This is a genomic window from Streptomyces spinosisporus (assembly GCF_022698145.1).
GTDB classification, from domain to species: domain Bacteria; phylum Actinomycetota; class Actinomycetes; order Streptomycetales; family Streptomycetaceae; genus Streptomyces; species Streptomyces spinosisporus.
Window position 1 is genome coordinate 571,983 of record NZ_JALDAX010000004.1, and the last position, 22,332, is coordinate 594,314.

At 66.7% G+C, this 22,332-nt stretch carries 21 protein-coding genes, 2 tRNA genes and 1 pseudogene; 5 read left to right on the plus strand and 19 right to left on the minus strand.

Translation table 11 applies throughout. The features are described from left to right. Positions 1-17 precede the first annotated feature (17 nt). Entirely contained in the window at positions 18-608 is a 591-nt protein-coding gene (locus MQN93_RS14210; protein ID WP_242709746.1) for an SSI family serine proteinase inhibitor, read from the minus strand. Between the two features lie 224 nt (positions 609-832). On the opposite strand from MQN93_RS14210, the gene MQN93_RS14215 reads away from it, so the two are divergent. Next, positions 833-923 (plus strand) — tRNA-Ser (locus MQN93_RS14215). 195 nt (positions 924-1,118) lie between these two features. Then, positions 1,119-1,191, plus strand: a tRNA-Arg gene (locus MQN93_RS14220). Positions 1,192-1,282: 91 nt separating this feature from the next. Here MQN93_RS14220 and MQN93_RS14225 read toward each other — a convergent pair. From MQN93_RS14225 to MQN93_RS14260, 8 genes are all read right to left on the minus strand, one after another. Beyond that, positions 1,283-2,569, minus strand: a complete 1,287-nt coding sequence (locus tag MQN93_RS14225; protein ID WP_242709747.1) for a site-specific integrase — start codon at positions 2,567-2,569, stop codon at positions 1,283-1,285. Continuing rightward, positions 2,569-2,751 (minus strand): helix-turn-helix domain-containing protein, encoded by a 183-nt coding sequence (locus MQN93_RS14230; RefSeq protein ID WP_053560287.1) that lies wholly within the window; start codon positions 2,749-2,751, stop codon positions 2,569-2,571. The genes MQN93_RS14225 and MQN93_RS14230 overlap by 1 nt, the downstream gene beginning before the upstream one ends. Beyond that, the gene (locus MQN93_RS14235; protein ID WP_242709748.1) at positions 2,748-4,235 is read right to left on the minus strand and encodes a replication initiator; all 1,488 of its coding nucleotides are present in this window, start codon (positions 4,233-4,235) and stop codon (positions 2,748-2,750) included. The genes MQN93_RS14230 and MQN93_RS14235 overlap by 4 nt, the downstream gene beginning before the upstream one ends. A gap of 148 nt (positions 4,236-4,383) precedes the next feature. Next, on the minus strand, positions 4,384-5,103 hold the full coding sequence (locus MQN93_RS14240; RefSeq protein WP_242709749.1) for a DUF2637 domain-containing protein: 720 nt from the start codon (positions 5,101-5,103) through the stop codon (positions 4,384-4,386). A gap of 51 nt (positions 5,104-5,154) precedes the next feature. Next, the gene (locus tag MQN93_RS14245) at positions 5,155-5,340 is read right to left on the minus strand and encodes a hypothetical protein (RefSeq protein ID WP_242709750.1); all 186 of its coding nucleotides are present in this window, start codon (positions 5,338-5,340) and stop codon (positions 5,155-5,157) included. Position 5,341: 1 nt separating this feature from the next. Beyond that, positions 5,342-6,760: an FtsK/SpoIIIE domain-containing protein gene (locus tag MQN93_RS14250; protein WP_242709751.1), complete on the minus strand. Its 1,419-nt coding sequence runs from the start codon at positions 6,758-6,760 to the stop codon at positions 5,342-5,344. Beyond that, complete coding sequence (locus tag MQN93_RS14255) at positions 6,757-7,044, minus strand: hypothetical protein (protein WP_242709752.1); 288 nt, start codon at positions 7,042-7,044, stop codon at positions 6,757-6,759. The genes MQN93_RS14250 and MQN93_RS14255 overlap by 4 nt, the downstream gene beginning before the upstream one ends. Beyond that, on the minus strand, positions 7,041-7,400 hold the full coding sequence (locus tag MQN93_RS14260) for a hypothetical protein (protein ID WP_093721050.1): 360 nt from the start codon (positions 7,398-7,400) through the stop codon (positions 7,041-7,043). The genes MQN93_RS14255 and MQN93_RS14260 overlap by 4 nt, the downstream gene beginning before the upstream one ends. A 171-nt stretch (positions 7,401-7,571) precedes the next feature. Here MQN93_RS14260 and MQN93_RS14265 point away from each other — a divergent pair, with 171 nt between their 5' ends. Beyond that, the gene (locus MQN93_RS14265) at positions 7,572-8,090 is read left to right on the plus strand and encodes a GntR family transcriptional regulator (RefSeq protein ID WP_242709753.1); all 519 of its coding nucleotides are present in this window, start codon (positions 7,572-7,574) and stop codon (positions 8,088-8,090) included. 1,528 nt (positions 8,091-9,618) lie between these two features. On the opposite strand, the gene MQN93_RS14270 is transcribed toward MQN93_RS14265, so the two are convergent. The 3 genes from MQN93_RS14270 to MQN93_RS14280 all read right to left on the minus strand — a co-directional run bounded on the left by MQN93_RS14270 (position 9,619) and on the right by MQN93_RS14280 (position 11,405). Further along, entirely contained in the window at positions 9,619-10,455 is an 837-nt protein-coding gene (locus tag MQN93_RS14270; protein WP_242709754.1) for a serine/threonine-protein kinase, read from the minus strand. Between the two features lie 70 nt (positions 10,456-10,525). After that, positions 10,526-10,978, minus strand: coding sequence for a glycine-rich domain-containing protein (locus MQN93_RS14275; protein ID WP_093721053.1), 453 nt, complete (start codon positions 10,976-10,978; stop codon positions 10,526-10,528). Between the two features lie 196 nt (positions 10,979-11,174). Beyond that, positions 11,175-11,405, minus strand: a complete 231-nt coding sequence (locus tag MQN93_RS14280) for a hypothetical protein (RefSeq protein WP_007503961.1) — start codon at positions 11,403-11,405, stop codon at positions 11,175-11,177. 124 nt (positions 11,406-11,529) lie between these two features. Here MQN93_RS14280 and MQN93_RS14285 point away from each other — a divergent pair, with 124 nt between their 5' ends. Then, positions 11,530-12,870, plus strand: a complete 1,341-nt coding sequence (locus MQN93_RS14285; protein WP_242709755.1) for an NsdA family TPR-like regulatory protein — start codon at positions 11,530-11,532, stop codon at positions 12,868-12,870. Here the strand turns inward: MQN93_RS14285 and MQN93_RS14290 are convergent. The 7 genes and pseudogenes from MQN93_RS14290 to MQN93_RS14320 form a co-directional block, all read right to left on the minus strand. Further along, complete coding sequence (locus MQN93_RS14290) at positions 12,848-13,381, minus strand: NUDIX hydrolase (protein ID WP_242709756.1); 534 nt, start codon at positions 13,379-13,381, stop codon at positions 12,848-12,850. The two genes, MQN93_RS14285 and MQN93_RS14290, sit on opposite strands and share 23 nt — an antisense overlap. Positions 13,382-13,785: 404 nt before the next feature. Further along, the gene (locus tag MQN93_RS14295; protein WP_242709757.1) at positions 13,786-14,607 is read right to left on the minus strand and encodes a hypothetical protein; all 822 of its coding nucleotides are present in this window, start codon (positions 14,605-14,607) and stop codon (positions 13,786-13,788) included. Between the two features lie 328 nt (positions 14,608-14,935). Beyond that, positions 14,936-18,535 (minus strand): ATP-binding protein, encoded by a 3,600-nt coding sequence (locus MQN93_RS14300; RefSeq protein WP_242709758.1) that lies wholly within the window; start codon positions 18,533-18,535, stop codon positions 14,936-14,938. Positions 18,536-18,700: 165 nt separating this feature from the next. Then, on the minus strand, positions 18,701-18,952 hold the full coding sequence (locus MQN93_RS14305; RefSeq protein ID WP_242709759.1) for a hypothetical protein: 252 nt from the start codon (positions 18,950-18,952) through the stop codon (positions 18,701-18,703). 569 nt (positions 18,953-19,521) lie between these two features. After that, positions 19,522-19,689: pseudogene (locus MQN93_RS14310) on the minus strand (site-specific integrase); the annotation flags it as partial. A 692-nt stretch (positions 19,690-20,381) separates the two neighbouring features. After that, positions 20,382-20,789 (minus strand): DUF5958 family protein, encoded by a 408-nt coding sequence (locus MQN93_RS14315; RefSeq protein ID WP_242709760.1) that lies wholly within the window; start codon positions 20,787-20,789, stop codon positions 20,382-20,384. A gap of 50 nt (positions 20,790-20,839) precedes the next feature. After that, positions 20,840-21,163 carry a hypothetical protein gene (locus MQN93_RS14320; RefSeq protein WP_242709761.1) on the minus strand — a complete coding sequence of 108 codons (324 nt, stop codon included), beginning with the start codon at positions 21,161-21,163 and terminating at the stop codon, positions 20,840-20,842. 283 nt (positions 21,164-21,446) lie between these two features. Between MQN93_RS14320 and MQN93_RS14325 the strand changes: the two genes are divergently transcribed. Further along, complete coding sequence (locus MQN93_RS14325) at positions 21,447-21,635, plus strand: hypothetical protein (RefSeq protein ID WP_242709762.1); 189 nt, start codon at positions 21,447-21,449, stop codon at positions 21,633-21,635. Positions 21,636-22,332 lie beyond the last annotated feature (697 nt).

The window sequence follows — 22,332 nt, forward strand, 5'->3', positions numbered from 1 at the left end:
CTGGCCTGCACCGGGCTCTACGACCGCCCCTGCGCCGCCGGCTGCTCCCCCAGATCGGGGAGCAGCGGCACGAGCCGGTCCCAGCGCCCGATCTCACACCCGTTGCTGCGGTCGTACTCGGCGTCGACGGGCCGCCCGGCCCAGACCCCGGTGACATGCGCGGTGGCCGGCCCGCCGTACTGCATGGTGCAGATGCTGTCGCCCGGCACCGGGGCGAACGTGTCCTTCCCCCACGTGGTGACCCGCTCCAGCGCGGCACACGCCCGGTCGACGTCGGGGTGGGTGCCGCCACCGGGGTGGCAGAAGAGCTGATACGTCCCGTCCGTGCCCTCGCCCGCGTGCCGGACGGTGACGGTGAGACGGTCGCCGGAGTGGGCGTCGTTTCGGTGGTCGTTTCGGTGGTCGTCTCGGTGGTCGATGCGGTCGTCCTGGACGGGCGGTGGGGCGAGGGTGGTGCGACCGGCGTTGGTGTCGTGGGTGCGGCCGGCGTCGGTGATGGGGGTGCGACCGGGGTCGGCGTGGGCGGCGGTGGGCACGATGGAGGTGACGGTGGCGGTGGCGGCGGTGGCTGCGGTGGCGGCGACGACAAGGAACCGAACGAGCGACATGCCCTGCCTAACGCCGCACCCCTCAGGACGTTGCGCGCACCCGAGACGGTGGACGCCCCGGGACGTCGGGCGCCCGCCCCACCGGGGACGACGCCCGGCGCGGGACCAGAAGGGCTTTGCCCTGCGGCGGGCCTGCCTAGTACCGTGGGAGCCGATTGGTGACACCACGCTCGACTGTGTCATCATCTGCACGCACCACTCGCGCTCGCGCGGGCGGCTGTGCTGGAGGCGTCGCCTAGTCCGGTCTATGGCGCCGCACTGCTAATGCGGTTTGGGCCTTAAAGCCCATCGAGGGTTCAAATCCCTCCGCCTCCGCACCTGATCACCATGATCACCGAAGCCCCGGTCCACCCGACCGGGGCTTCGTCGTTCCCACACCCACCACAGACCCGTTTGCCCAGCTCACAAGGGGTGCACCAAACGGATTTCACATGGCGGCGGCAGTCATGTAATGTTCTTCCTGTCGCCGCGAACGGCCCCAAACAACCGGGACCGGCGAAAACAAAACAAGCACTCGTAGCTTAACGGATAGAGCATCTGACTACGGATCAGAAGGTTGCAGGTTCGAATCCTGCCGAGTGCACAGCACGTCAAAGGCCCTGTGGAGTGATCCACAGGGCCTTTGCTTTATGCGGTGACGGCAGTGTTTGACGGCAACCGGCTTCGGGAGCCGATCAGACGGCTACGGAGACACCGGCCGCGCCGTCATCGCCGTCCGGATCGTTGCCGTCACCCCTCAGCGCGTCGCCGACGCGATCGAATGCGGAGCGCTGCGAGTCGAGCCGTACGAAGGTGTAGATGTCCATGGTCACGCGGATCGAGCTGTGGCCGAGGACTTCCATGATCATGCGGGCGTCGGCGCCCTGTTCGTGGAGGAGCGAGGCGCAGGTGTGGCGCAGGTCATGAAAGCGGACCTTGCGGACGCCGGCGCGGACGCAGAGCACCTCGAAGGAGCGGTTCAGGTTGCGCGGCTCGATGGGGGTCCCGTTCTTGGTGGTGAAGACGAGGCCCTGACCCGTGCCCTTCCAGTTGTCCCCCGCGCCCTTCCGGTCGGCGATCTGCTGCGCGCGCTGGGCGCGGAGTGCGGTCACGCACTCGGCCGGCAGGGCCACGCGACGGGCCGAGCGCTGAGTCTTCGGCGCGACGATCAGCAGCTCACCGCCGACGCGCTGTAGGGCCTGCCGAACGGTGAGCACACCTTCGTGAAGGTCCACATCCGACCAGCGCAGCCCCAGCAGCTCACCGCGCCGGAGGCCGATGCGGACCGCCAGTTCGTACGCGGCCCACAGCCTGTTGTCCCTGGCCGCCGTCAGGAGCTGACGCCCCTCCTTGGCGGTGAGCGGCTCGATCTCGCGCTTGGTTCCCATGCTCAGCTCCACGTTCCGGGCCACGTTGCGGGGCAACTCGTCTTCGCGTACGGCGTGCTGGAGAGCGGCGCGCAGGATCACCAGCAGGAAGCGCACGGTCCGGTCAGACGGGAGTTTCTTGCAGCACTTCCGGAGGGCGCAGCAGCGCCGCTTGTGCTCCGGCCGCTTCCTGTCCTTGCCCTGCGCGCAGCACTGGCAGGTGACCGCCGTCTTCGCGAGGAAGGCGCGGATATCGCGGGCGGTGAGCCGGACCAGCTTCTTCTTGCCGAACTCCGTGGTGACGTAGTTGCGGACGAGGGATTCGTAGTTGACGTAGGTCGTCCTGCGGACCTTGCCCTTGGCGACATTCGTCAGCCAGTACGCCAGGTACTCGGCGATCGTCATCTTGCTGGTGGCGACCGGGAGGCCGTTGAGGGAGTCGGCCTTGAGCTTGGTCAGCTTCTCGTGAGCCTCGTCCCAGGTCTTGCCGTAGACGCTGCGCCGCTTGTACGTGCCGTCGGTCGTCAGGACGTATGCGCTGCCCTCCCAACGGCCGTCCTTGCGCTCGTAGATGGTGCCCTCGTTGTTCGGGTTCTTCTTCGGCTTGGCGGCCATCAGGCGGCTTCCTGTTCGGTCTGGAGGGATATGTAGGCGTGCACGGCGGATTCGCTGATACGGCGGCAGCGGCCGATCTTGAAGGAGGCGAGTTCGCGCGAGCGGATCAGGTCGTGGACCTTCCAGCGGCTGATGCCGAGACGCTCGGCGACCTGGTCCACGGTGAGCACGGCGGTCGTCATGCAGGCATCAGTCCTTCGTGCTTGAGGCGTTGGGTGTTGGCGATGTCGTGGCGGACCTGCGCGGCGAGGAGTTCCTCACCGGGGCGGTAGCCGCTGCTGAGGTAGGTCCAGGAGGAGGCGGTGACGAGGGTGGTGTGCTCGTCGCTGATGGGGAGGCCGACGCGAGTGCGGGCGGCCTCTGCCTGGGCGAGGCGCCATGCGCGGCGTACGTCGCGGAGTGCGCCGAGGGTCGTGGAGTAGGCGCGGGACTTGGTGGAGAAGTGGCCGCGGAAGCCGAGCATGTGAGCCCACTTCCAGAGCTTGAGGTGGGCGAACTCGGGGAGGTGGCCCAGGTCCCATGCCGTGCGGATCATCTGGCGTACGTGCTGCTGAATGGGCAGGGCCTTGATGGGTTCGGCCTGTCCGGTGCCGTCGCAGTCGGCGCACCGGTCGTGGAAGCCGTCCGGGCCGCGTACGTAGCCGCGTCCGGCGCAGGGGCGGCACATCAGGGTGCGGTCTACGGTGCCCGCACCTTCGGCGTTCTTGGTGGCGTACTTGGCGACGTATCCGGCGACCTTGGCGTCTGTGTACTCGGCAACGCGGGCGTCGGTGAGTTCGCCGTCGCCCAGGGCGGTGATGGGGTCGACCTTGAACCGGCGGCCCCAGGCGATGACGCGTTCGCCAATGGCGTCGGAGGCGACGACGAGCCGGGCACGCTCGACCGCCAGGCCCACGGCGGCGCTCAGGGCGTCGAAGGTGGCCCAGGGCGGGGGCTCGGTGGTGTGGCCGTCGGGTCCGTCGAAGCGGATCACGGCGTGGAAGTGGACCAGGCCGCGCTTCTGGTACTCGGCGACCTTGGCGAAAGAGACGCGCAGGGCGGCGTTGAGGGCCTTCTGCGTCATGTCGAGGTGCTCGGCCAGGGCGCGGCGAAGGTAGGTGGTGAACCGTGCCCAGAGCTGTCCGGCGTGGGCGTTCCAGAGCACGGCGCCGGTGTAGTCGTACGTGGCCGGGTCGAGCGGGGTGCCCAACGCTGGGTCTCCTTCGGGGTGTTGGGTGCCGCAGCCGCAGGGCCGAGGCTTGCCTGTGTGGTCGGTCTTGCGGTTGTGGACGGGGCCGAAGGAGGGGGCGGTGAGGGTGACGAAGGCGCGGGGGTGGTCGCGGACGGTTTCGGCGACGTTCTTGCCGCCGGAGAGTCCGGCCTTGATGAGGTGGTAGGTGTCGGCTGCGTAGACGCGGGAGCAGGCGGGGCAGCGGGAGGAGCGCCGGTTGCCGCAGGTGGTCAGCAGGCGTCCGGAAGGCTCGTCTTCGGATCGGTAGGAGCGGACCACTTCCTTGGTGGTCTGGTCGGTGGTGACCGTGAAGCCGTGGAGGTTGACGGGGCTGGTGCAGCCGTGCAGGTCGCGGACCTGTTCGGTGACGCGGTCGAAGTCGTGGGTGTTGGCCAGCTTGATCAGGTCCCGCAGGCCGGGGCTGATCACGTGGCGCAGGTCGAGGGGGCGGCGCATGGGTGGCGGGGTCTCCGTTCTGGCGTGAGGGTGGGACCTGCGGGCAGCAGCGATCAGCGCTCGGGCTGCTGCCCGCAGGCATGACAGGTCGGGCCCGGGAGTGGGCGAGGGTGCGAAGTGCCGCAAGGCCGGCAGGGAGAGCGCGGCTCTACAGGGCGGCGTGGAGGGCCGTGGCCATGGGCAGACCGATACCGAGCCGCATCTTGAGCTGGGCCGGAGTGATCGTTTCTCCGTGCTCGGCGTGGTGCAATGCCGCGATGGACCGTGCTTCGGTCAGAAGCGGTTCCGGGACCTTGACCGCAGGCGCGGCCGGAGCCGGAGCGGTGAGCGGAGCTACCGGGGCCGGGGCTGGTACCGGCGCGACGGGCGGGGCAGTCACCGCGACGTGCGCGGGCTCGGCGGGGGTCGGGGAGGGCTCTTGGGCCGGTTCCGTCTCGGTGGCGCGTGCCGGTTCGGCTGCATGGGCGGCGACCGTGTGGAACGAGCGGAGGAGCTGGAGGCCGACCGCTCCCCAGCCGAGGAGGAGCAGGGGCGCCACGGCGTCGATGGCGGCGCGGCCGTAGTGTCCGGCGACGACGGGTTCGGCGACGTTGAGGGCCAGGGTCAGCAGGCCGGAGACGTGCATCAGGCGGGTGGCCGCCTTCATCTGCTCGGGCGGGACGCCGCGCAGGGAGAGGTAGCGCAGGGCCACCAGGAGTCCGACCACGGACAGGTCGACCATGGGGGCGATGAGCGGTGCGATGGGGGCGGGGACGCCCAGGCGCAGGGCCAGGGCCCAGACGTTGCCGAAGGAGAAGACGAACGCCAGGAGGGCGATGATGCCCATGACCACGGTCACGGTGCGTTGGGTGATCCGGTCCTCACTCATGGAGGTTCACCTCCTTTCGCGGTGTCGGTGGGGGAGCTGGGTGGGATTGGGTCAGGGCTTCGGGGTGAGGCCGGCCATGTGAGCGGCGTTCGGGCCGAGGTAGGTCTCCAGGACTCGGCGTTCGTGGGTGTTGGCGACGCGGTATGCGGCGATGCCGATCCGACCGGCGCGGTCGAGGTCCCCGACGCTGATCGCCTTGCGCATGTGGCGGATGTAGATCCTCATGACGTGGCGCATGTCAGGCCGCCATGGACGGGGGCTCGGGGTCGTTCTTGCCGAGGTCCACGACGTCCTGTCCGGTCAAGTCCTCCAGGAGCTGGGCCGGGTGGCGCACCAGGTGGCAGGTTTCTGCGGCGACGTGGGCGGCGTCCTCGTCGGCGACGTAGGGGGTACGGATGCGGATGAAGCCGGGGCGGCCGTGCTGGGACATGACCGCGACACCCACGTACGCGGGGTCCTGAAGGTTGACCGGGCTCGCGTCGGGCCACTCCCGGATGTCGTCGCCGAGGGCAGCCACGGCGGCATCCGCGGTCTTCTGCGCGAAGGACAGACCGACCGGGCAGACATCGCGGATGAAGGTAGGGATGGCGTCCCCGGTGGTCTTCTGCGTGGTGAGCAGGGTCAGGAAGCCGACTGAGCGTCCCTTCTTCACCAGGTCCTCCACGAGGCGGGCGTTGTCCGCCGCGAGCGCAGCCAGCCGCTTCGTGGTCGGGTCGGAGCCCTTGTGGTCGCGGAAGTAGGTGTGGGCCTCGTCGATGACGATGACGACCAGTGGCCAGTCAGCCGAGGGGCCGACGTGCCACATGTTCTTCCTGCCCAGCACGCTGCGGATGCTCGCGGAGCGGGCGCGGCGCAGCTCCACCAGCTCCTTGAACAGCTTGTTCGCTTCCTCCAGGTCGTCCCCGCAGAACGCGAACGCCCGGTGTACGAGGTCGGCGTAGTCGCCCTCGTAGGCGTGGGAGACCTTCCCGTCGAAGAAGACGAACTGAACGGCCGGCGAGGGCGCCCAGTCACACACCAGCCGGTTCACACACGAGGTCTTCCCGAAGCCAGGCAGACCGCCGACCGCCACCCCGGGCACTTCCCTGAGGGGCACGAAGACGGGCATGCCGTACTCGTCCACCCCCAGCTCCCACTTCGCGTACTCCTCCGGAGGGCGTCCGGTGGGCACATGAACGGTCGGCGTGATCAGCGGGTCCACGCGCACCCCGCGCAACACGACGTGTCCGGGCCTGTCCCCCGGCAGCGCCGACACACGGGTCATACGCCAGGCATCCGCCAGGTAGGGGGCGGCCTTCTGGAACTCCGCCAGACCGACGCCCGGCAGACAGCCCGCCCGCGCGATCACCCCGTACGCGTCATGCGTGACCTTCAGGGCCGGGACCAGGACGCGCGGCTTGATCGGCTTGCCGTCCGCGTTGGCCAGCGACGCCATCGCGGTCGGCATCTTGTCCGTGGCCGACAGGTTCAGCATCTGCGCGAGCCGCTTCCACGTCCGCCGAACCCGAACGGCCTGCCGGATCGACTGCCGGGTCATGGCGTCGGCCCGCAGGTAGCGGACCACCCATACCAGTGCCCACACGGCGATGCCAGCCAAGCCCACCCCGACCAGAACCGGGGCGTAGCCGATCACCTCACTCACGTCGTTCAAGGTCACTTCGCTTCCTTCTTTCGATTCCGGTTTCGGGTGAGTGCTGAGGGCGTCGGCGCAGCGAGGATCAGGCAGATTTCCGCGCGCTGGACCGCGTCAGCGGGCGGAAAGCCGTGGTTCGCCCACATCGCCGCGATGAGGCGGACCCTGTCGTCGTGATCGGCGAGCGTCAGGCAGATCTCCGCATGGCGAAGAGCCGATGCGGGTGGAAAGCCCGCCCTCTCCCACACCGCCGCGACACTGTGAAGCCGGGTGTCGCGGCCGGTGCGGGAGAAGTCGGTGCCGCTCACGCCGTCTCAGCGGCCGGGGCCGAGCCGCCGACCAGGTCGAGACGGTCCGCGCGGTACGCGATGCCGTCCGAGAGCGACCCGTTGAAGATCCGGGCCCACGGGGTGGCGAACAGCTCCACCGGGATGACCGGCACGCCGGGCTTGAGGCCGTTGGGGAGACCGGTCTCCGGAACGGTGACCTTCATGGCCTCCGCCCGGTCCTCCTCCATGAGGAAGAGCGTGACCGTGAACAGCTTCGCGCCGGTCTCACGGTCGGTCGCGAACTGGGTCTTCTCGGCGTCCGAGTACTTCGGAACCGCCAGGGTGCCGGCCACGAACGACGTGGACGGGAGCACGCCAACACGGATACGAGGCATGGGTGTTACGTCCTTTCGGTAGGTGCTCCGCCAGGTGGCGGGGCGTGATCAATAGAACCTCGCCCACCTAGCTATGTAAAGCGAGCGAAGCTTGCTAGGTGGGCGGGGTCATGGGTGTGCCTTTGTCGGAGGGGTGTGCTAGGGCAGCTAGATCTCGCTACCCTGTGAGGTATGACGCCTGCTAGCCCTGCTAAGCCCGACCGTCGGCCGCCCTATCAGCACGCAGCCGACGAGCTCCGGCGCGAGATCAAGGCGGGCCGCTACAAGCCGGGCGAACAGCTCCCCTCCTACCGCGAGCTGCAAGAGCGCTTCCAGGTGGCCAACATGACCGCCCGCTCGGCGCTCGGGGTGCTCAGGGATGAGGGGCTGATCTACACCATCCAAGGCCGGGGCAGCTTCGTCGCGGACTTCGAAGGCTCGGGTGCCGATTACACGGCGCCCGCCTGGTACCTAGGGAAGCCGCCCGAGGGTCCCGCCGAGGAGTCTGCCGCCAGCGCCCCCCGTGAATGGCCGCCCGGCGAGAGTCCTTTCGGTGACTCCGGAGAGGCAAAGGCCGGCGGTGCCGATCCCTCCCTCTCCGAAATGCTCACCGCGTTGCGCGACGAGATCAGAGCGCTCAGCGTCGAGCATCAGGAACTGCGCCGGGAGTTCGAGGAGTTGAAGAAGGCGCAGCAGTCGCCGCGTTCCTGATTCGCGTGACCTCTTCTCGCATTTCCCTCGCTTCGCGGCCGAGTCGTGCCACGGTGGTCGTCATCTCGCGGACCATCGCGGCCATCTCTGCCAGCTCCCGGTTGTGAATGTCGATCAGCTCCTTTCCTGCGCTGGATATGTGCTCGGTCATGTCTCCCCGTTCGCTGTCGTGCCGTTGTTTCGCGCGGTCTTCACCCAACCGCCGGGGGCTTGCCCGAAGGCTTGCCCAGCGGTCATGTGACACCGGATCTGGGCTTGTCCTTGCCGCCTGGCAACCCGTCACCGAGGTTGTTGCGACAGGTCTACCGGCCGGACCGGACACGTACGAGGCTTCTGGCGCCGCGCTCCCGTCGGACGGGCTGAATCCGTCCTTCGATTTCGTCAGCGTCCCCGCAGGCGGGAAATCGCGGTTCTGCGCGCGCACGCCACTCGTCCTTCCAGTCATCGGCCAGGAGCATCAATAGTCCGGAGAATCGCCGGTTTGGGTAACCGGCACTTCGGTGCTATATTGCGCGGCTCGGTCCATCCGGGGTCGCCTATAGGGGTGTCGAAATCCGCATCGGTGTGACCGCCGTTCCTGTGATCCATGCCACTTCCCTAACTTTGGTTGACCTCCTGCGCTCACTTGCTACAGGTGTCGAAAGCCCTGCCCGTGTGACACCTCGTTTTGTGATCTGGGTCACTCGGTAGAAGTGGCCCGTTGGGCGCCCTCCGCTCATCCCGAACTATGCGGCCCCCAGCCTGTGGATAAATTCCGCAGACTCGCAGAACGAATAGGCGGAAATGTCGATTCAAGCTCCCATAAGGGCATCGAAGCCGTGGAACGGATGGGAAGGCGGGGACAGCGCATGGTCGTGCAACCGGCCAGGGGCCAGGGCAGCGGAGCTGTTCAGAGTTTCTTTACTGGATCAAGGCGGCCCGCCTACGGCGGGCCGCGCGCGCTGGCGGCCAGGGGCCGCCGCCGCTCCTTGTCTCCGCCACCGCTCCGGCGGCCCCACCCGCTCAGCGCGCAGCCCTGCCAAGGCGGACGGCCAGACCGGGGAAGCAACCCGACCACTCCGAGCACCAGGACCAGGCCGACGCGCACCCAGCACGACCACGCCACCAACCGCCCACCGCTCCACGCCGCATGGCCCGCAGAGCCGCAGCCCGAGCCCAGAGGACGGGCCGCGTCGGCAACGTCCAGGCGGATCGAGGTGCGGCCTGTGACGATGGAAGCAGCGTGGCCGAGGACGGCACGGGGTTGCTGGAAACACACGTGACGGGTGCTCAGTCGGCGCACCCGCCGTCGTGGCTGACTTTCGCTGGCTCAGCTCAGAACCCTCTCCAACTCGACATCGCGAAGCCGGGGTTGCGGCCGCACCCACGTTCGAGCACGCCAACCGCCCCGGTACCATCGGCACCGGGGTCCTGATCAGGGCTTCCGCGACCGGACCACCCGGAATGCTGTCCAGGCTGAGGGGTGGTCCGGTCTTTGAGTTGTCGGCCGTAGCCGTGCGAGCAGCGCCGACGAACCGGCGCTTCGGAATCAGCTCAGAGCCTTGCCCACCTCGAAGATGGTGGGTCGGTCTCCTGGCGCATGGCTGAGCATGGCGTCGATCAACTCGCCCAGCTCACCGGGCGCCTTCACGAGCCGGCGCCGACCGTCCGCCACGGCCTCTCGCTGCACCGAGCGGGGAGCGTCGTCCGGGTACTCCATCGCCCGCCAACCGGTAGCAGAGATCAGCAGGGAGGCGCCGAGCGCGTACACGTCGGCTTCCTGCGTCGGCTCGGCTTCTCCCGTGTCGAGCACGCTGCGGGCGATCTCCGGTGCCTCGTAGTGGACGAGGCAGCCGCGGAACGGGAAGTCGTACCCCTCTGGCACGTTGCCGCCCTGGGCAAGGGCGAGGTCGATGAGGTGTGTTCGTTCCGGGCCGATGATGAAGTGGGCGGGCTGTACGTCACCATGCGCCCAGCCCTTGGCGTGCAGTTCGGCAAGCGCCTCGACGCAGCCCAACGCCACGCTGGTGTGCGGTGCGATAGACGAGTCCGGCCTACGACAGGGCTCCCAGAGCTGGTACAGGTCCGGCCCTTCGTGCCACGGCTGGAAGTTCCAGGTACCGCGTTCCCACTCGCCGTACGCGAGGTCGACCAGGCCGAGGCGCAGCAGAACGGCCCCTTCACGTGCGGGCGCGAGGGCGGTCCAGGGTTGGGCGGCCCATTCGGCCGTAGCCTCGATCGGGTAGCCGACTTTCACGGCGTAGTGGCCGCGATGGCTTTCTACCTCCCACACCGTGGAGCCCCGGCGGTCCAGGACCATGCGCTGGGACGTGGGCATGAGCGCGTCGAGCACCACGATCGGCAGTTCAGGGGGTGACCCGGGCAACGTCTGTTCTCCTTCCGGGCGAACGCGGCCGACCACGAGTCGAGGCCGGCCGCGTCGCTGCTGTCGTGTCCTACTCCTGGTAGTCCTGACCGTACGGACGGCCGCAGTCCGAGTCGCACTGCGCGAGGTTCGTGCCGTCCACGGTCCACAGGTCGTCGAAGACCTTGAACCCGGCCGCCTTCATGGCGCGCGCCGCGGTGATGACCATCAGCAGGTCGCGGGGCCCGCCGCCCGGCTTCGGGTTGTGGTGCAGGAAGCGGCCCGCGTACCGCTCGCACAGCCTCGCGTACTCCTTCGTGTGCAGGATGAGGGCGTGCAGGCCGAGGTCCACGTCATCGGACGGGACCATGGGGACGTTGGCCGTGGCTGCGGTGACCAGGAAGGCGACCGCCTGGTCCGCGATCCGCGCGGCGCGCTCGGGCGACTGCCCGTTGTGGACGACCACGAAGTGGGCGAGGCTCTCGAACAGCTCCTCACCAGCCACCGCGCGACCGGTCTTCAGATCGTTCACTGTTGCCGTCATGCGAGTACTCCTTGTGTGTGGCGGTGCGTGGGTTGGATGGCCGGCCCCGAACGGGGAAGGGGGAGCCGGGGAGTTGGCACCCGTCCGGGGCGGCCCGTCTACTGGCCCATGGCGAGAGCCATGCCGATCACCAGGCCGCACGAGCCGCTGACCATGATCACGAACAGGACTCCTGCGTACCGGCCGACAGCGCGCATCACAGCCCGTCCCGACTGTTGCCGTTCTTGATGGCCAGGCGCGCGCTCAGTTCCTCTCGTGGACTCGGCGCCACCACGTTGTCCGGCATGGCATCCCATTCCGTGCCGCCGCCGATCGGCCTCATCTGCACCCGACCGCCGAGCGCACCCATGACGACGCCGATCCGGTCGCGGGCACTGTCCTTCGCCAGTTCACCGATGCCTGGTCTGGTCTGCTGGTTGCTCGCCATGAAAGGAGCATCGCGATCAGGGCACCCCTGCCAAAAGGTCAGGCTGATTACCCAACTTGGGTAACATCGCGGCAAGTAGAGAATCAGCGACGTTGCGTAGCCCTCGCAGTGTGGGAGCTTGCCGATGCCCGACGCAGACCGGCCGCAGGAACTGCCAGCCAGGCTGCTCACCGATCCCGAGATGATCGACGCGTGCCGAGTGCGCGACTTCGCCAGAGTCTTCCGGCTGGTGAAGATCAAGGCGGGCATCTACCCATCCATGATCGCCAGACGCTGTGAGCTGACCCCCAGCCGGGTCGGCGAAGTCATCGCAGGGCGACGCCAGTTGCAGCACATGGACGTCATCGAGCGCATCGCAGACGGCTTGCGCATCCCAGGGCACATGCTCGGACTCGCCCGCCGGGTATGGGAGACACCTCAGGCCCTCGTGGTCACCGAGCGAGAGGTAGTCCAGGAGCCGGAGCCCGAGCCGCAGACCCCGGCCGCTTTACCTGGCCCGGACGTTGACAGCATTCTGGCCCTGGCCACGCGAACGAGCCTGAACGCGGCCACACTTGAAGCCTTCCGCTCCTCCATCGAGGACTACTGGCGACGGGACGACCAGCACGGAGGCGAGGCACTGCGGCCGGCCATTGTCGGCCAGCTCCGCCACGTAGTCGGTCTCTTGAAGGAGAACCGTCCGCCGTCCATCCAAAACGGCCTGTACGGAATCGCTGCCGAGCTGGCACGCCTCACCGGCTGGACCTACTTCGACGCCCGCCAGTACAACCAGGCCCGCGCATACTTCACCGAGGCTCTGCAACTGGCCAAGGAGATCGACGACCGCCAGTTCATGGCCAACGTCCTTGCCTGCATGAGCTTGCAGGGCACGTACCAGGACAAGCCCGCTGACTCCCTGGCCTTCGTCACCGCCGCTCAGGACCAGGCCCGATCGGCTGTCGACACCACGCCGCGGGTCCTGTCCATGCTGTCGATGCGGGAAGCGTTCGCTCACGCCACGCTCGGCAACCGGGACTCCACGCACCGGGCGATCGGGGAGGCTCACCGCCATTTCGAGCTGATTCGGGTCAGCGACCCGGACCCGTCCTGGGTGTCGTACTTCGACGAGACGAAGCTGATCGTGGACACGGGCATTGCCCACGGCCGACTGGGCGAAGCAGCCACCGCCGAACCCCTGATCGCGGACGCGTTGCGGCGCGAGGCCCGCAGCAACCAGCGTGGCCGGGCGTTTCACTCGTTCTGGCTTGCCCGTACGCAGCTGGATCAGGGCAAGCTCGACCAGGCGTGCCACACCGCCACGCAAGCGCTGGAACCGGCATCGGCAGTGGCGTCCGAGCGTGTGTCAGGTCATCTCAGGGAGTTCTACGACCAGTTGGCGCCCCACAGGCAGGAGCCCGTAGCCCTGGCCTTCGAGGCGCGACTACGGGAACTCCTCCCGCCGGTCAGCGGATCGCTTCGTCCATGAGCAGGTACAGCAGGCCGACGAGCGAGCCGCTACTCACGACCTCCCGGCGGTCGATCATGCCCCGCACCTCAGAGAGGGGAATCCACTCGATGCGGTCGGACTCGTTCTTCTCCGTGGGCGGCCCGGCGTAGGTGGCGCCGTCCGCGCGGAAGACATGGTGCTGAGAGTCGGTGATGCCGTTGGCCGGCTCGGCGTAGATCAGGGGCTTGATAGGGCCAGGACGCCAGCCTGTTTCCTCCACGACTTCGCGGGCCGCCGCCTCTTCAGGGGACTCGCCTTCCTCCACCAGGCCCATGGGCAACTCCCAGGCCCACGAGTCCGTGATGAAGCGGTGCCGCCACATCATCAGGACCTCTTGACGGTCGTTGACCACGGCGGCCACGGCCAGGTGCCGCAGACGAACAACGTGGTACTCCCACCTGCGCCCGTCAGGCTGCTGGACGTCGATCAGACACAGATTCACCCACTTGTTCGTGTAGATCTGACGCTCACCGTGGGTTTTCCACTCCATACTTGACGCCCCTCTCGATCGGGTCCCAGCATCTCAGACCGACGCGAATACGGACGCCGGTTGACCCTTTTCGTGTCAGTGTGACGAGATGGTCTAACCGTACTGCTCCGAGTGCTGGCATGTAGATGTGCTGGGGTCCCGTCGCGGACAGGCCGGATGAGCGCTGGTGCTCGGCTGGAGTCGATGTCTGAGCACGACTCGAGTGCCCAAGTCGTATGCCATGGAGCCAAGAGCAAGGACCACGAGCGGCCACACTAGAGGCGACTCGGCTGGGATTGCACCACTTACGAATGCGGTGGTAACCGTCCCAGAACCGGCCACGGCGGTGATCGCCGGTCCGCTAGGCGCAGGGAGTGTGATCCGAGGCCGCGGGTACTCAGGTGCGGCAGCCTGGTGGCGATCGTTCATGCCTCACCGGCCGACATGAGAGCCGCGGCCTGTTCTCGCTGTGTGTGTTGCTTACCGAGCCGCTTCAACCTCCGCCGGACCCGCTCGCCGTAGGTTGCGACGAGCCCGGCGTGGAGTGCCGCTTGATGCCAACTAATGTCACTGACTTCTGCCCAGGTTGCCGCCACCCTGGCCTCGTCCGAGGTGAGGTGGCGCAGAACTGTGGAGATCCGGCTGTCCTCCAGTTCTCCGCGCAAGGCTTCGCTCTCTGGCGTATGGCTCTCGATGAGGAGGTCATGAAGGGTGAGGTCTGTACCCACTGGTTGGCTAAGCAAATTGGTCCGTCTGCCATTTACTTTGCGTTCCCAGAGGGGCTGAAGGCGTCGGTGTTCCCTCTGTGTATCGCGCCTGAGAAGCTCCATCACACCGGGGTCGTCACGAACAGCACGCCCGAGTTGGTGTACCCAATCACCCAGTAGCGCCATCTCAACCGCCTCGCGCCACTGCTCTGGCTGCCTGATTCCCAGCCAGACACGACTGAATTCATCGACTCCTTCGTGGTCGCCCTCGACGGCGGAGTTGCGCGCTGTGAGCGCGGCGAGAAGCGCTTCACGGGCAACTGGGGCGAGCCGCGGACCACACGCGTCTGCGAGCATCAGGAGAGCTTGGGAGATCAGATTTACTGATGAGTGGGCGACGTCGGAAGCGTCATCGCGGGGGTTACCCGTCACGCGAGGGCACTTCATGGTGCCTTCGGGCGGACACGCGGGGCACATTGATCGCAGTTGGGCGTTTTCCCCTTCCAGGTCGGCCTTGGCCCGTTGGATCAGTTGGATCACACGGAGTGTGAGGGACTCTGGCCCCTCCAGGGGGGCCGGAGGCGACACGGGTGAAGATGAGGCTGTCCATCCATCGAGGTACCTCCCCAGCGAGGCGCCCAACTCTGCCAGATCGCTGGGGCTGTCCGTGCCGATGTACAAGGTGATCACCGTGTGCTCCTTGCTCAGGTCGGGATCAGGTTCGTACTTCTAGGCCCGGGGAGTCGCCCAACCGGCAAAGAATCTCAGCATTCTCGCGTGATGCTCATCACATGCTGACGGGTATGTCCCGTCCGGATTACAGGTCCTCCTGGCTCGGGATGCTTATTGGAGTGCTGTTCCGTTTGGGTTAGTCACGGTATCCGCGCTCTTCCTCGGCTTCCTGTCTGCGATCCTTCTCTTCCAGGGCGTCAAGGCTGCCAAGTACGTCGGCTGCGAAGCTTCGGACGGCTGGGCTGGTGTCTGTGAGGAGCGGAGTGACGGCGTCGCGTCGATTTTGGACCGCGTCGGATAGATTGCGCGTGATATCCGGATAAATGATGCCCGTCAGAAGCCCGTCTCTGCTCGCGGCATTCACACCAGCGGACAGGATTGCTGAGACGACCTCGGCCCACGCGGGATCCTGCCACGAGTGCTGGATTGCAGCTGCGGCTCGTTGGCGCTCTGGCTGCGATCCCGCGGCCCACTGCCTGAGAAGTTCGGTCCACAGCGCTGTCGCTTCGCCCAACACCGTCATTGTCTCCGCCGCTGACATCTCGATCCGGTCACTGAGCGGGGCTTCCCTGCGGGCTTGTTCCATCCGTTCGTGGAACGCGATGGCCAACTGTTCGCGGGCCGGCGGCGTCAGTCGGCTCAGAGAGCGTTTCCAGGCCAGTGGCACACCCCATCGGCCGTCCTTGGCTACCAGCTGTTCGCTTGCGACGACAGCGAAGGCGTCCGGCAACGTTGAGCCGATCACGGCGGCTCCGTAGGCGGTTTTCTCGTCGAAGTCGATGGATCCGGAATCCGCGTGAGCCTCCTGGAACCGGCGACGCAACACTTCAGCGACTTGACTGCATGAAATGTCGTCTGGGGAGAAATCGTTGGTTCGCGCGTCGGTGAGGACGTAGCCGATGGCCTGAACTGCTGTCGGCAGGGCGGCAGCAGGACATCGGGTGCCGAGGGTAGTGAGGAGAGATAGCCGTTCTGCTGGCTGTTGCTTACATCTGACGAGGTGCCAGGTCAGGCTTGTGGTCAGGCGGAGTGCTGTCTCGTCACTCGTCGTCTGGTCGGCAGTCGCGGCTTCCATGATCGCGGCGAGGAACTGAGCTTCGTGTGCGGGATGCTCATCGACTACGTTCAAGGCTGCATCAGCCAGGCGCGGATCGGTGGCGTGCGCGTCGATCCATGCCCACACTACGGTCGAGTGTCTTTGGGCAAGTCCGGCCAGCAACTCGCCTTCACCTGCAACACTGCTTTGGCCAAGACGATCAAGCACCGGCTCCGGGTCGGCAGCCGCAGCACCAACTGCACGGGCAAATACGGGGAGCACGGTGACCGACGTGCCCACGACTCCCGGACCCGTCTCGTCCAGCAGCGCCAGCGCCTCCTCGGTAGGCATCCGAGCACCCAATTCCTCGGCAGCGCGGTGCTGCTGGTCAATGGCCTCGCGCCAGGGCGTGTCCGTGTTGAGCGGCTGCAATACCAGGAGGTCTGCCAGGGCCGTGTCTGTGAGGGCCGCAGAGGCTACCGGGTCGCCGATTGCCGCTACATCGGCCAGTGAGTTAGGACGTGGCTCCGGTCCCAGCACGGACTGGGCCGCGCTGCGCCGTACGGACAGGGGAAGACTGGTCCAGCGGTCGGCGATCCGCCGAGTGAATGTGCTTGCAGCAGCGTCAAGAGCGGCCACTGCATGCGCTGGTAGCGGCGAGCTTGCGCCCGGCAGTGGCCGGGCTCCCTCACCGCGTAGCTGGCCAGGTAGTCCAACAACGGTGTGTAGGACGGAAAGATTTTCCGGTTCGCGAAGCACTGGCTCATCCAGCAGCGGCTCCAAGAGCGTGAGTGCGTCGTGCAGCCCGGCGGCGCTCTCCGGGCGGTCGGGCAGCGGCAGGGCATGCAAAGTGAGCACGTTCGCTGAACTGGGGCTGCCCACAGTGGTGCTCTCCAGGGTCACACTGAGCAGAGGTTTCAGAGCGGCGAGGAGTACACGGGCGATGGTGGCCGGCGTACGGGTCGCGGCTTCGGATGGAACCAGCCCTTGCGGTGGGTAGAGAGTGCGGTCCCTGTACCACTGCGCTACAGCGCGGTGGACTTCGCGGCGGCGTTCAAACAGCAGATCGACGGAAAAAGTATGGGGTGAAGCGGAGCACCACTGCCCGATTGGGCGAAGGATGTCATCGCCTCTGCCAAAGCCCTCCGGAGGGAGGTAAGGCTCCGCGAGCCAAGCCACATCCAACAGGATGCTCACCGGGCTGGGCATGCTATCGAGGCCGAGACCTTGGACGAGGCCAGCGAACCGCTGCCCCAATCGCAGCAGTTCGTGGCGCCGGTGCGCTTCTGAGTCGACGCTGCCACGCCTCTGTGAGGGCGGCGCAGGCCACTGCTCGACAAGTCGCTCGTAGAGGGTCGCGACAATGCCCGGAGACGCGGGCGCTATTTCGCTGGCCAGGCCGACGACCGCAGCCCATTCCCCCAGGTCAGCGTCGGCAGGCAGGATCCCGAGGGCGAGACGGGTCAGCTGGGTGCTGGTAGCAGCGTCGGCCCTGTTGCGAGCGGCCAGCGCGAGCGCGTTCAGTTGCGGACCGAGACGTGTGGCTGCCAATTCCAGGTGTAGTCCACGGACAGGGCCAGTGTTGATGGTCCCGGACTGATCGAAACCGGCACTGTTCAGCAACTGCTGCAATGCTGTGCTGGTGTCCAGTCGTACCCGGGCTTGCGGATGCAGTGCCTCCGCCAGGAGGACCGGGCCGAGCAGGGCCGGACGCAGCGTGTAGGGCGGCGCGTCAGCCAGTCCTGCGTCAGCGAGATCGTCGAGCAGTGTGGAGAGCCGGTGTGGTTCCGAGGGGAGTGTCGAAACGGCACTCGCCAACGGCGCCAGATCATTTTCACTGGCAGCGGAGCCGAGAAGAGCAAGAGCTACCGCGGCTGCCCTGTGTTGATCGTTGCTTTCGTCGCTTGGCAGGCGATCATCAGCCATGGCTCGCAGTAGGGAGGCTGCGTCCGTCCAATCGAACTTGCCGGAAGATAGTGCGGCTTCACAGGCCACATGCGCGATCAGCGGATTGCCCTGGGCAAGGTCGATGACGCTCAGCCGGAACGCTAGGTTCTCAATCCCCCGTCCGGTAATGATTGCGTCGATAGCTGCCCGGTCCAGTACCCGAATTTCAGTGGCCGTGCCCACGGCATGCTCCAAACCGCAGCGCCGCAGTGTGGACGTTCGGCGGCCAGGGCGCATGGTCATGATCAGGCGAACACGTTCGAAGCGTGAGTCATTGACCAGCGCCGAGAGTCCGGTCAGGTCTGGGCTGCGATCGGCATCGTCGACAATTATGACTAGAGGAGAATCGACCGGGACTTGGGCAAAGACTTCGGGAGGCAGTGCTACGCCGGTCGGGGCTACGAGGACAGCAGGGACTGACTTTGCAGCCTCGATCGCGAGGCGAGTCTTGCCGACGCCGCCTGCCCCTTCCACGACGATGATCCGTGAGGCTCTTTCCTCGTCGGTCAATGCCGCCCTCAGTTCCGCCAGTTCAGCATCACGCCCCACCAAAGGTTCGGACATTCCAGGCACCGACCGGCCCAGCCGGTCGGCGTAATCTGACCAGGTCGACAGCGAGCGCGGGGCCGGCGCAGTGCCACCCGCCGGTTTCCATACGATGAAGTACTGGTCGCCCCCGACCTGATTGATCGATGCCTGGCCGCGCGCGGTGGCCTTCTGGGAGATCCGGTCACCGGAGTGGTTGCTCCCCATCGTTTCCCAGTCCGTTCTCCTAGTCGCTGCTGATCTGAGGACTCTGCACTGGAAGCATCTGTACATACGAGCCCGAGCTCACTTGAGGCAGATTTCCCTGTGTGCGCGCCAGCCGTTCCGTACACGTTGCTGCTCGGGGAGCGCCATCACTGCCGACTCCCCGTTTCAGGCGCGATCGCCGCCGACCTGGTCGATGTCACCATCACCGCGCGCCTTCTGTCGTACGTCCTCCTCTGATAGACGGCGCCGACGCCCGGCTCCCGTGCCGCGGTCACCGCCTGTCTGGGTGATGTTGCCGGTCCCTCGTGCTGACTGCCGTACTCGGCGAATCCCCGCGCCGCCCTGCCCGGCCCCAGCAGCCTGGGTCGCCCACCAGCCCAGCGCGGCCAGCACCCCCGCCGCGACCACACCCGCCACTGGACCAATCACATCCCACGGATCGTCGCCCCCCTCCGACCACGCTGCCCAGGGAACTGCAACCACGAAGAACGCTGTCACTGAGCCGGCCACCGCCACCAGCCACCGCACCACAACTTGACTCTGCACGGTGCCCCCGATTTCACGTCGTAGCTCATGCTGAAACAGCCCATGATTGCACGCAAAACCTGACACCCGCCGGTAAACGGAATGCTTGAGGCTTCCGTCCTCACCCAGGCTTCTCCGGATGCTGTCGCGGTGAGTGTCAGCGTTGGTCCTGTTGGAGCGGCAGCTGGCGGTCCTGAAGACCGTTCTGGCGGCGTCGCTCCCCTTCGAAGTTGACGGCAACTCTGACGGCAACGACGGCACACAGACGCGCATGATCGCTAAGCTGAGCGATCGGAGTAGGAGGCCGCCGGCACTCCTCAGGGTGGGGTGTCCGATCCTACGGATCAGAAGGTTGCAGGTTCGAATCCTGCCGAGTGCACACAGCTGAGAGGCCCCGCAGAGATGCGGGGCCTCTTGCGTTGCGGGGGCGTACAGCAGCGAAGTACAGCAACGGGTCGAGATCAGCCGGTGTCCGCGCCCGCGCCTCCCACCGCAGCGGACAGCTTGCCGAGCGCGGCCCGCACCTCTTCCTCGGTCGCCTCCGCGTAGACCTCCATCGTCATGGCGATCTGCGAGTGCTGGAGGATGCGCTGAGCCACCTTGGGGTGGACCTTCAGGGCGACGAGCAAGAACGCCTGGCTGATCTTTCGACAGGCCGTGCTGACGCGGCTCAGCGACGGGCACCCAAGACTCGCCGCCAACCCAGTTGAAACTCCAGGCCAAAGTCGCTACGCCGACCTTGTGCAAGCACTGTATGCACGTGGAAGGATCCGCCCATGCTTCGCTCTCGCGGCTGGTACGCGCTGGGCTCATTGGGCTTCGCGGCACTCGCCATCCTCAGTGCTGTTATCGGCGGATATGCGATGGATGCAGGAATTGGGTGGCTTGAAGAGTTGATGGTTTTCCTCGTTGGTCTGGGGATCGGTTGGTTTGTGATCTACCTCGTGCGAGCCGTGCTCCCCAACAGGCTTCGCCGTAGGGCCTTCAAGCCGGTGCCGCCCGAACTGCGACGACGTGAACTCCATCTCCCGAGGTCACTTTGGCGGCCCCGGGACTGACCGACGCTGGTCGCGATGCCCGTGAGGTCGAGACGCTCTGACAACTGATCGACGGCCGAGAGCGAAGCTCAGGACGGCGGGGCACCGTGAGGCGCATGCACGCCTACACGGGCGGCTAACCCAGCGTGTCGTCGGCTGAGGTTCGACAGGGCGCATCGAAGGCGCCGGTCGTCAGTCAAGCGCGTCGAAGCTGGGCGTTCTTCGGCCGTCCGAGGTCGCTTGCGAGTCGTTAACGATGCCTAGATCCCCGGCGAGACCAAAGGCTAGAAGTCACCTGAATTGCATCCCCTCAGCGGATCCGGCAGGTTGTGCCACTCGTGACCGCACCCATCGGCGCAATGCAGCGCCCGCCTGCGGGTGTCCGCGATGCTGAAGAGGGCAACCAGCAGGCGGAAGGACTTGGTGAGTTCACAGGCCGGAAGCTCTGCCATCCCGAAGCGCCACTTCGTGAGCATCACCGCTGGCGTATGAGTGGGGCGAATGTCAGAACGGGCAATACTCTCCGGTACATCGTCCTTGCAAGCGTCGGCCTGCCCGCAGAACAGCACCAGTGCGTGCAAGACCTTGCGTCGGTCATCCTCCGAGAGGCCCTCGAACCACTCGACACCCTGGGCCATCAATCTGAGCCCCTGCGCGAGTTCGTTCAGAACCACCTCGTGCGCGTACAACACCGGCCACCACCCCCCCCGCGAGATACGGACGTCGACGAATCCCCGGGTCTTCAAAGCGACGACGTGAAGCCGATGAACTGGTCGAGGTGGAAGACGGGGCCCGGAACCGCCGGAGTCCAACCCTCACGCAGGGCGAGCCGTACCGCCATGGCGACATTGGACGGCAGCACCGGCTCAGCCTCTCGACCGATCCAGTTGCCCGGATGCGGCTGGTTGGTGGTGACCACGAGCGTCACCCCTGGGGTGTCCGCATGCTCGACCGCGAACCTGCACGGCGACCAGGCCAAGCCCTGGAAGTACGTCGGCCGACCTCGCAGCCGCCAGCGGTAGGCCGTGCCGTCGACCACGATCCGTCGTGATCCCTTGCGGGCCATGATTCCCCCCTCCAACAGCGGAGATGTTAGCGAGCCCGACCCCACCGTCCGTCTCAGTTTCCGTCTCATTCAGCGCCGTTCACGGCCCTTCAGACGAGGCCAGGTACGGCAGCCGATCAGACGATCGGTCGACCGTGCACGCAGGTGAACGGCCCCGTCCGACGCCCCGAGACCACCAACACAGTTGGAAAGCGTGTGGGCCGCAGTTGGGAACTGCCTCGCCGGACGGCTGCAGTCTGCGTAGGGTCCCGCTTCGGGGACGCGGTTGGATGACAGGGGAATAGTGAGCAGGAGACGCTACGTCGCCAGGGGTGTGCCGGGCGGCTACCGGATCTGGGACAACCGAGGGCGCCGATGGTGGGGCGATCGCTACGAGTTGTGCCCTGACGATCTCCTGGCCGAGCTCAATGGCCAGGCGGACCAAGCGCGGATCACCGCGCTGTTGAAGCGCTACAGGGCCCAGAAGCGATAGGCGCCGCCGAGCAGGAATTGACGACGGCGCATACCAGGTGGGGGCAGAAAATCAGGGTGAAAGCAGCCATGTCCGACCTGCGCGTGGTGCAGTCTTTCGCCCAGTCCAGCGCCCGAGACCAAGCGACGTCCACCGCCTGGTGCAAACCGTGCTGCGCCACAGCCCCACCACCGAGCCCGACGCTTACCCGACAGGCAGACAAGAGGCAGAGCTCCTCGCCAGGCAGGCCCTCCCCGAGCAGGACACCGCCACCACACAGTGGGAACGCGTCCTACCCCACCTGTTTGCACTAGCCGCGACGACGCCCCCGCACAGCCCGGCATCACCCCAGTCCGCTGACGCATACGAGGCCGCAGCACAGTACCTGCGCCGACAGGGGCGTGAGGCGCACACTATCTCCCTGCTGGAGGCCACTACCGCCCAGTGCGAGCAGGTGCTGGGTGACACGCACCCGGACACCCTGACCAGTGCGACCCTGACCAACACCCACCCCAAGAAGCCGAATCGCGGCCTCAATGACCCGCATCGACCGATCTGTACAGAGCTACGGATCAGAAGGTTGCAGGTTCGAATCCTGCCGAGTGCACACAGGTGAGAGGCCCCGCAGAGATGCGGGGTCTCTTGCGTCATGGCCACCGGGCTCAGGGCTTCAACGGGATGTCGGGTGATCCGTCGCTTCTCCGCGGCTCAGGGCTTC